Below are 9,213 nucleotides of genomic sequence, written 5' to 3' on the forward strand. Positions count from 1 at the left end.
ATTTTGTGTCTTTTGATTATATTAATGCAACGCTAGTGATATTGATTCAAACCTACTTCTTATTACCCCCCTTAATCACAAGCTTCTGGTGAACTAAGCAGGTAAGGAGATTGATTTTCCACCAAATTCCTCCTGTAGTTCAGAAAATGGACTAATGAAAGCTGATTAAAGTACCTTCTTCAGCTATCGCTATTCTCACTTACCTTGTCGTTGCTTTCCTCGGTATTAGTATCCTCACTTACTTTTTTGTTATTTTCACTGCCACCTTTATCCTCCGCAGTAGGCCATTCTTTATTGTCAAATAGTCTTAGTTTGGTCATATTTTTGGCAGCTTTATATTCCTTAATCTTCTCATCATGTTTATTGATTATATTTCCTAACTTCTCATGAGATATTGTGTTGAGAGAATTATGTTTACTACGCAGTTTTGCATTATATTCCGTATCGAGTTCTTCTGGTATTCTCATGAAAACATTACCTTCTGAATCGGTGTATTCTATTATATTCTTAGATGCAGCTAAACCACCAAATTCGTTGATTGTTCTTACTATCTCTGGAATTTGATCAGATACCTCTGTTCCCTGTGTTATACCTGAGAGTGTTACGAATACAAGGTCTCCATTCATATCCACGTGTTCAATTGGAAATGCATATTCAATAGCCAAATCTTGAGTATATTCATCATAATGTTTTTTGAATTTTGGAGAAGCATCGGTTTTGCCGATGAAAAGTGAATCTAAAACGATAACTACCAATACGGCTGACAAAACAAAACAACTTAACAATATTCGTTTATTCATTTTTTCTTGTATTCCCCCCAAATTAAATAAACTTTTTGTTAATTGATAATTACACTAGTGGTACTTACATATCTTGGGTTAAAAGCAGTGTCATTAAAATAACCGCCCCAAACTGAAAAATGTACTCTAGAAACTGAATCATTCCATCTGTAATATTTATAATTATCTTTTAGATACTCATAAACTAATCCATTTCCATAATGTTGATCAGTTACCCGGTTATCATAGTTAGTTCCATATACAAACGCCACTTCAGTATAATTTCCAGGGTATGACATTAATATTCTGTCACGACCCTTAATGCTAATGTCACATGAGCTACCCGGTACCAGCAGGTTGTACCATAAAATTTAATATAATCCTCATCGAATCTGTGAATAACTTGGGCTGTTAGATCAGTTCCACCATAACCCTTATAAGCTACTGTGATAATACCACCGCGTTTTACTTTTTCTACATTTCTGACTTCATAAAAGGTAACTCTATGATTACCTTGAGTCTTACCATCTGGATATGATTTAGCATAATATATACCATAACCAGGGGGATCCTCTAGAAAAGTGAGTGGAATATCAATGGGGTTAGCTAAAGCTGGGGTAACGATCATTAAGGTAAACAAAAGAGTTGTAACAATTGTTGTTACTGCCTTTTTCATCAATAGAATCGATTCCTTTCAAAATTGTTAGATAATAATAAGTGTAGTTATTCCTCCATTTACCCTAATTTCAAAATTTATCCACTCTCTAACTTATATATACATTAATTGAATATAGTATTATAAGAAGTTACAAAATGGTTACGTATTACAATTTTCAAAAAATTATCATTTGAATTCCAAAGGAAAATAACTATTTTGTACTGCCTGCATATGCTCTTCCAGTGTTTAGCGTAGAGGAGCTCGAATGGTGAATCAGGAGTGGCGGGTGATCATCTTCTATCCGAATCATATAGAGTTGTATAAATTAGGGTGGACTTCTGTCAATAAATTGGACACCTAAAACCGAGAGAATTACGCAGCTGAACGGAGCGTACGTTCGTATTGAATGGGCGTAAGATACCCGATAGAGGAGTGGATTCTTTTTCCATTGTAAAAACACGTAATGTACTTAAAAATCTTCTCCTTGGCTTCTTTCCTGGTTTTGAATTTGTGCAGGTAAACGAGCTCTTTTTTCAGCATGCTGTGGAACGACTCGATACAGGCGGTATCGTAGTAATTGCCCTAACGGCTCATGCTGCCCGTCATCCCATATAGTCGCAGCCCCTTTTGGTAGTCTAAGGACGCATACTGGCTCCCGCGATCGGAATTGCAGAAAAAGCATATACATGCCTACAAAATTATGGAAACTGATTTGAAAGCTAGTTAAGGGATCATTTGGAACAAGGATTCCTATTTAGGAAAAACCGCCGAACAGTTCATCAAAATGGTGTCGGATATGCGACCTGGAGGAAGGGCGAAGTAGCATCTCTTCATAAACGATGACCACGTTTCTATCTCTCAAGTTTCATCATGGTTCGACAAGGCTGTATCCCCCCCTCTGTCTCTTGGTGTGAAGCTACTATGATGGAACAAATACAGGCGGGATAACGCCTGATCATGGAAGCGCTGCCAACAATAATTTGCTTACACTTCCGTTAATATTCTGTAAACAGGCAGGAATTATCTGCTTTTTGTCGAAATACGTTTACAGTACCATCGTGTAACAGCATGATCTTTTTGCAAGCAATCAACTGGCTGAACCTCATCGTGTAAATTTCATTCCAAAGAGCTTGTTCAAGGGGAGGCCAAGCTTCCTGCTTGAACGCTCTCAGAGAAGTGAGGGTTGCATATGCCTGTGAGTACTTCTACTTTCCAGTCCACTCCCCGTCGCTGGCGGGAAGTTGAAACTCAGTTGGGTATCGCCGTGCCGCGCTCATTGCGGTCAGACACGTCGGCTCTGCTGTTTCTGGAAGGCGTCGCTGCAACACCCATGCTGGACAAAGACGAAGAGCTGGACTGCCTGATTCGCTATCAGCGTGACGGAGACCTGGCTGCCCGCGAGAAGCTGGTGCGCGCCTATCTTCGGTACGTTGTCAGCACGGCTTTGCGCCATCTCCGAAAGGGAATGCCCTTCCTGGATCTGATACAGGAAGGAACGATTGGTCTGTTTACTGCCATTGACAAATTTGACGTGGAACGCGGTGTTCGTCTTTACCACTATTCGCACTGGTGGATTTCACAGGCGATTACCCGGGCGATCAATGACAAGGGCGCATTGATTCGCATTCCTGTGCACATGCATGAGCAAATTCGCCAGTACCAAAAACAGGTGCTTCAGTTGGCCCATCTGCTCAGTCGTACGCCGGACCGGCAGGAGATCGCTGCCTTGCTGGATCTGCCGCTTGAAAAAGTGGAGGCGATCGAGTTTGCGTTGATGCTGAAAATGGAGTCGATTGATGACGAACCGGACGCCGACGGCTTATGGGCGGAGCATGAGGACGAATTCCTCAGCTATGCCGAAATTGTCGATGACCCGGAGACGTCGCTGGACGACTGGATTGAAAAGGTTGATCTCCGTTCCCAGATGCATGCCGCGCTGGAGAGACTCAGCCCCCGCGCGCAGGAGATTATCGCCATGCGCTACGGTCTTTACAACGATCAGGTGTACACGCTGGAAGAGGTTGGCAAGATGTTTGGCCTCACGCGCGAGCGGATTCGCCAGATCGAAGCGACGACGATTGATCGGCTGCGCAAGCAAAAAGGCTCTCGCGTCTTGAAAGATTACTTGACCTGACAAGCTTTGTCTAAAAGTTGCACATACTCCACCCCCTTACTTGAAAAAGGGGGTTTTTTGCATTGCTTTTTAACAGGCTTGCAGTTGCAAACTGGGCCCGCATGAGAAGAAAAGCCTTTCTTGTGGTAAACTGGTAAGAACATGACTCTTCATTTCATCTATGAGAAGGAGGATCGCTTTATGAGCGATTATTTGATAAGAGCAACCGGCTTCAATGGACATGTCCGCGCCTTCGCTGCACGGACGACGACTGCGGTCGAGGAGATGCGCAGGCGGCACGACATGTGGAATACCGCAGCGGCTGCAGCAGGCCGGACGTTGACCGTCACATTGATGATGGGGGCGATGCTGAAGGGCGAGGAGCGGATTTCCGTAAAAGTGACGGGCGGAGGCCCGATCGGACAGATCGTGGCGGAGGCCAATGCGCACGGCGAAGGGATTGCCTATGTGACCAATCCCCACGTTCACTTTGAGCTGAACGAGAAAGGGAAGCTGGATGTGGCGCGCGCTGTCGGAACGGATGGTTTCCTCAATGTCGCGAAGGACCTGGGCATGAAAGAGCCGTACCGCGGCAGCTCGCCTATCGTGTCTGGCGAAATTGGAGAAGACTTCACCTATTATTTTGCGAGCTCGGAACAGACACCATCTGCGGTCGGCGTAGGTGTGCTGGTCAATCCGGAAAACCGTTCTGTTTTGGCTGCGGGCGGCTTTATTCTTCAGCTATTGCCCAACACGCCGGACGATGTTGTCGGACAAATCGAGGAGCGGCTCGGACAAATCCCGCAAATCTCCCGTATGATCGCGGATGAGCTGACGCCGGAAGAAATTTTGGAAAAAGTGCTGGATGAGCCGAAATTTCTCAGCCGTACCGAAATTCACTATACGTGCTCCTGCTCCCACGAGAAGGTAAAAAACGCGTTGGTCAGCCTTGGCCGTGAAGAGATGGACAGCATCATTTCCGAACAGGGCGAAGCAGAGGTGCACTGCCATTTCTGCAATGAGCGGTACGTATTCGAGAAGCCGGAATTGGAAGAAATCCGCAACGACATGTAACTGGCAGGTTTGTTATCGGCGTCCCGGGACTTACAGCTGGCAGTCCCGGGAAAGCATGGGCTGGCGACTTTGTGCGTTTGCATCCTCTTTGTCCTGCTAGCGTTGTCCCGCTTGCGCTCCGCTGTCTGTGCTTTGCGGCGGTACAAGTCTCAGCTTTGTTTTTGCATTAGTTTTGAAAAGCAAAGGAGGAGATGGCGTGAACAACACAAAGACGCTGTGGGGAGTCATTGCTGCGCTGGTGCTGCTGCTCTTGGCAATGAGCTGGTCCTGGTACCAGTCCGCCGCCAAGCTGCACACGGCAGCCGTTGTCGGAGAGCGGACGATCAGCGAGGCGGACTGGGTCGAGATGTTAAAGGAGAAACACGGCCAGCAGGTGCTTGCCGATATGATCAATCGAGAGGTCGTCTTCCAGGAAGCGAAGCGGCTTGGCATTACGATTGATCCCGAGCGGATCAAAAAGGAGATGGAGCAAATCCGGGAGAGCTACGGGAGCCAGGCAGACAGCGAGTTTCGCGACGCCCTCAAAAAGCAGGGGGGAACCACTCCGGAGGCCGTAGAGCGGGAAATCACCTATCAAATGCTGCTGCAGGAGCTGGCGATCCGGGACATTGCCATTTCCGACGAAGAACTGCGGACGTACTACGCCGTCCACGCGAACCGCTACACCCATCCGACGAAAGTGAGATTGTGGCAAATCGTCGTCGCTTCCCGCGAGGAATCCGAACAGGTGCTGCAGGAATTGAAAAACGGGTCCAATTTCGCCACGCTCGCCAAGGAACGCTCCATCGATCCGCTGACAGCCCCAAGCGGCGGGGATGCGGGCTGGGTCTCGCTTGCGGACAGCAGCCTGTCCGATGCGGCCAAAACCGTCCTCTCTTCTCTGGAGCCGGAAAAAAACAGCGCCCCGGTAGAAAACCACGGGAAATACTATATTTACCGGCTGTCGGACCGCAAAGAAGCGGAGCAAATTACGTTCGAGCAGGCGAAGGAAGACATTCGCAGGGAAATGGCGCTGGCCCAGGTAGAATCGCTCGATGCCGTGCTAGAGAGGCTGCGCCATTCCGTCGGGGTGAAGAATGGGCAATTGCCCAATTGACCTGATGGGCATTCATTGATATAATTAACCAATAAAACCTACCAATTTACTCGGTTATTAAAAGGGGGACGGAGACATGCGTGTTGCCAATTCGATTACGGATTTGATCGGTTATACACCGCTGGTGAAGCTGAACCGGGTTGTCGGCGAAGACATGGCGGATATTTACCTGAAGCTGGAGTTCTTCAATCCGGGCAGCAGTGTCAAGGACCGGATTGCGCTGGCGATGATTGAGGCTGCTGAGGCGGAAGGAAAACTCAAACCGGGCGATACCATTATCGAACCGACGAGCGGAAATACCGGGATCGGTCTTGCCATGGTAGCGGCTGCCAAAGGCTATCGCGCGATTTTGGTCATGCCTGAGACGATGAGTATGGAACGGCGCAATCTGCTTCGGGCATACGGAGCAGAGCTAGTGCTGACGCCCGGTGCGGAAGGGATGGGCGGAGCGATTCGGAAAGCGGAGGAGCTGGTGAAGGAGAACCCTTCCTATTTTATTCCGCAGCAGTTTAAAAATCCGGCCAACCCGAAGGTTCACCGTGAGACGACCGGGCAAGAATTGCTGGAGCAGGGCAAAGAGATTGGCGGCATCGACGTATTTATCTCCGGCGTCGGCACGGGCGGTACGATTACGGGCGTAGGCCAGGTGCTGCGCGAGCATTTTCCGGGCGTGCAGATCATCGCTGTCGAGCCCGCGGCTTCTCCTGTCCTCTCCGGCGGAAAGCCAGGTCCTCACAAGATTCAAGGGATTGGTGCGGGTTTCGTCCCCGATACGTTGGATACGGAGATCTACGATGAGATTATCAAGGTGGAAAACGAGGAAGCGTTTGAAACGGCCCGCAGCGTAGCGCGCAACGAAGGGATTCTCGGCGGCATTTCTTCGGGAGCGGCCATTTTTGCCGCTTTCAAGGTGGCCCAGCGGCTCGGCAAGGGGAAAAAGGTGGTTGTCGTCATTCCGAGCAACGGAGAACGCTACCTTTCTACGCCGCTGTATCAATTCGAAGAATAGGAAACCAGCGCATATACATTCAGACGTCGGCGTTTGCCGGCGTCTTTTTCATGTGCCGGAAAGGCGGCCTTTGGAAATGAAGCGTGGAAGCGGGGGACAGCCTATTGGTGGAAAGCTTCTATCGGCCAGACATGCGCGATTCCCTGCTGACGACAGGGCGAAGCGAGCACGGCTGCTTTTTTCCGCCGGCACCAGCAAGAAGTCCACAGGTTGGAGCGATAACATCAACCAAGAAGCAGGCTTCCTAAAACCATGGCAGATCTTTCGTCCAGTCTGCCAACAAACAGCTAAGGACAAGGGCAGCGGTTATGATATGCTAGTGCTAGATGTTTTGAGTATGCATACCGGAGTGTGAACCCAGTGATATTGCCTTCCTTTCCCGATCTGACCCAATATGCTGCCGCTTATCCTTACGTCCCGTTGGCCAAACGTGTGGCATGGCCCGACAGCCTGGACCCCTGGAAGCTCTTGCACGCCCTGCAGCCGTCCCTGGAGGGTGCCGTACTCCTGGAAAGCGGAAGGGCAGGGCGGTACACCTACCTCGCTTGCCAGCCGATCGCCACAGTCAGCAGCAGGGATAACGTCACGGTCGTGTCTTATCCGGATGGCCGGACCGAAATTCTCCCGGGAGAAAACCCGCTGGACGCGCTGCGGCTCTTTTTGGCCCGCTACCGGACACCGGCCATTCCGGACTTTCCCGACTTTTACGGTGGAGCGCTCGGCTACCTCAGCTACGACATGAACCGCTTTTTTGAACCGGGCCTGCCGGAGATTGCCTTTGACGACTTACGGCTGCCCGATCTGTATGTTATGATAATGCAAGACGTTTTTGTCTTTGATCATGCGACACGTGAATGCTTATGTCTGACGCATCTGCCTTCTCCCGCATTGACGGAAGATTCGTACCACGATGCGCGGATTCGGCTCGAACGGCTGGCCGAGGAGCTGACTCGTTTTGCCTCAGTGGAAACGGACGTGGATGACAGCGATTGGGACGCGCTGCGCAAACGGCCTCTGGAGTCCAAGGAACCTGTCCAGGTATCGTTTGCCCAGGAGCAGTTTGAGGAAGCGGTCCGCCGCGTCCAGTCGTACATTTCCGCTGGAGATGTATTCCAGGTGAACCTCTCCGTTCGCCAGAGCAAGCCGATGCAGGTGTCCGCGCCAGAGGTGTACGACGTTTTGCGAAAGCTGAATCCGTCCCCTTACATGGGCTACCTCCACTTTCCCGAGTTTCAGCTGGTCAGCGCCTCGCCGGAGCTGCTGATCAAGGCAAAGGGCGGAAAAGTCAGCACGCGCCCGATCGCCGGGACCAGGCCGCGCGGGAAAAATGAGGCAGAGGACGACGCGCTCGTGCGGGAATTGGTCGAAAACGAGAAGGAGCGAGCCGAGCATGTTATGCTGGTCGATTTGGAGCGCAACGATCTCGGGCGGGTCAGCCGCTACGGCAGCGTGCACGTCAGCGAGTTCATGGTCGTGGAAAAGTACTCTCATGTGATGCATATCGTCTCTCATGTGGAAGGGGAGCTGGCGGCAGACAAGGATGCCTTTGACGCTGTGGCCGCCGCTTTTCCGGGAGGGACGATCACGGGGGCGCCCAAAGTCAGGACGATGGAAATCATTGAGGAGCTGGAGCCCGTCAAGCGCGGCGTCTACACCGGTTCCATCGGCTGGTTTGGCTTTCACGGCGACGTGGAGACCAACATCGCGATCCGCACGATGATCGTCAAAGACGGGATGGCGCATGTGCAGGCCGGGGCGGGGATCGTCATTGATTCCAAGCCGCAGGCGGAGTATTTCGAGTCGCTGAAAAAGGCGGAAGCGTTGTGGAAGGCTTTGGAGTTGAGCGAGAACAGAAAGAAGAGTCGAGAGGAGAAGAGCATATGATTCTGATGATTGACAATTACGATTCCTTTACGTACAACCTGGTGCAGTATGTAGGAGAGCTGGGACAGGAGCTGCAGGTCCGCCGAAATGACAAGATCACCTTGGAAGAAATCGAACGGCTTGCCCCCGACTATTTGATGATTTCCCCGGGGCCGTGCACGCCCAATGAAGCGGGCATCAGCATGGAGGCGATTCGCCATTTCGCCGGGAAAATTCCGATACTGGGCGTATGCCTGGGGCATCAGTCGATCGGTCAGGTGTTCGGAGGCAAGGTGATTCGCGCCGAACGCCTGATGCACGGCAAGACGTCGGAGGTTTTCCACGACGGCAAAACGATTTTCGCAGGAATTCCGTCTCCGTTTACGGCTGCCCGCTACCATTCGCTGATCGTGGAGGAAGCGACGCTGCCCCGCGAGCTCGAAGTGACCGCAAGAACGGCAGAAGGGGAAATTATGGCCATCCGCCATCGCGAGTATCCGATTGAGGGTGTGCAATTCCACCCGGAGTCGATCATTACCCAAAACGGCAAGCAGCTGCTGCAAAACTTCCTGACAGCGTACGCAAAGAAACCTGTTTAATAAAATCCATAACGATGCGCAT

At 50.6% G+C, this 9,213-nt stretch carries 8 protein-coding genes and 1 pseudogene; 6 read left to right on the plus strand and 3 right to left on the minus strand.

The features are described from left to right. Positions 1–179: 179 nt before the first annotated feature. The 3 genes and pseudogenes from Q3F21_RS26545 to Q3F21_RS26555 form a co-directional block, all read right to left on the minus strand. Positions 180–800, minus strand: a complete 621-nt coding sequence (locus Q3F21_RS26545) for a hypothetical protein (protein ID WP_340259514.1) — start codon at positions 798–800, stop codon at positions 180–182. A gap of 277 nt (positions 801–1,077) precedes the next feature. Continuing rightward, the gene (locus Q3F21_RS26550) at positions 1,078–1,455 is read right to left on the minus strand and encodes a hypothetical protein (protein ID WP_340259516.1); all 378 of its coding nucleotides are present in this window, start codon (positions 1,453–1,455) and stop codon (positions 1,078–1,080) included. Positions 1,456–1,809: 354 nt separating this feature from the next. After that, a pseudogene (locus Q3F21_RS26555) lies at positions 1,810–2,106 on the minus strand (IS3 family transposase); the annotation flags it as partial. A gap of 520 nt (positions 2,107–2,626) precedes the next feature. On the opposite strand from Q3F21_RS26555, the gene Q3F21_RS26560 reads away from it, so the two are divergent. The 6 genes from Q3F21_RS26560 (at position 2,627) to pabA (ending at position 9,191) form a co-directional block, all read left to right on the plus strand. Continuing rightward, positions 2,627–3,571 carry a sigma-70 family RNA polymerase sigma factor gene (locus Q3F21_RS26560; RefSeq protein ID WP_340259518.1) on the plus strand — a complete coding sequence of 315 codons (945 nt, stop codon included), beginning with the start codon at positions 2,627–2,629 and terminating at the stop codon, positions 3,569–3,571. Between the two features lie 180 nt (positions 3,572–3,751). Then, positions 3,752–4,624, plus strand: a complete 873-nt coding sequence (hslO, locus tag Q3F21_RS26565; protein WP_340259520.1) for an Hsp33 family molecular chaperone HslO — start codon at positions 3,752–3,754, stop codon at positions 4,622–4,624. A 196-nt stretch (positions 4,625–4,820) separates the two neighbouring features. After that, a complete protein-coding gene (locus Q3F21_RS26570) occupies positions 4,821–5,720 on the plus strand; it encodes a peptidyl-prolyl cis-trans isomerase (protein ID WP_340259522.1) in 900 nt (299 codons plus the stop codon). A 76-nt stretch (positions 5,721–5,796) separates the two neighbouring features. Beyond that, complete coding sequence (cysK, locus tag Q3F21_RS26575; RefSeq protein ID WP_340259523.1) at positions 5,797–6,729, plus strand: cysteine synthase A; 933 nt, start codon at positions 5,797–5,799, stop codon at positions 6,727–6,729. Positions 6,730–7,092: 363 nt separating this feature from the next. Next, on the plus strand, positions 7,093–8,613 hold the full coding sequence (locus Q3F21_RS26580; RefSeq protein ID WP_340259526.1) for an anthranilate synthase component I family protein: 1,521 nt from the start codon (positions 7,093–7,095) through the stop codon (positions 8,611–8,613). Next, entirely contained in the window at positions 8,610–9,191 is a 582-nt protein-coding gene (pabA, locus tag Q3F21_RS26585; protein WP_340259524.1) for an aminodeoxychorismate/anthranilate synthase component II, read from the plus strand. The genes Q3F21_RS26580 and pabA overlap by 4 nt, the downstream gene beginning before the upstream one ends. The last annotated feature ends 22 nt before the right edge of the window (positions 9,192–9,213 follow it).

The sequence above is a fragment of the Brevibacillus borstelensis genome (assembly GCF_037834415.1).
In the GTDB taxonomy this organism is placed as follows: Bacteria; Bacillota; Bacilli; order Brevibacillales; family Brevibacillaceae; genus Brevibacillus; species Brevibacillus borstelensis_A.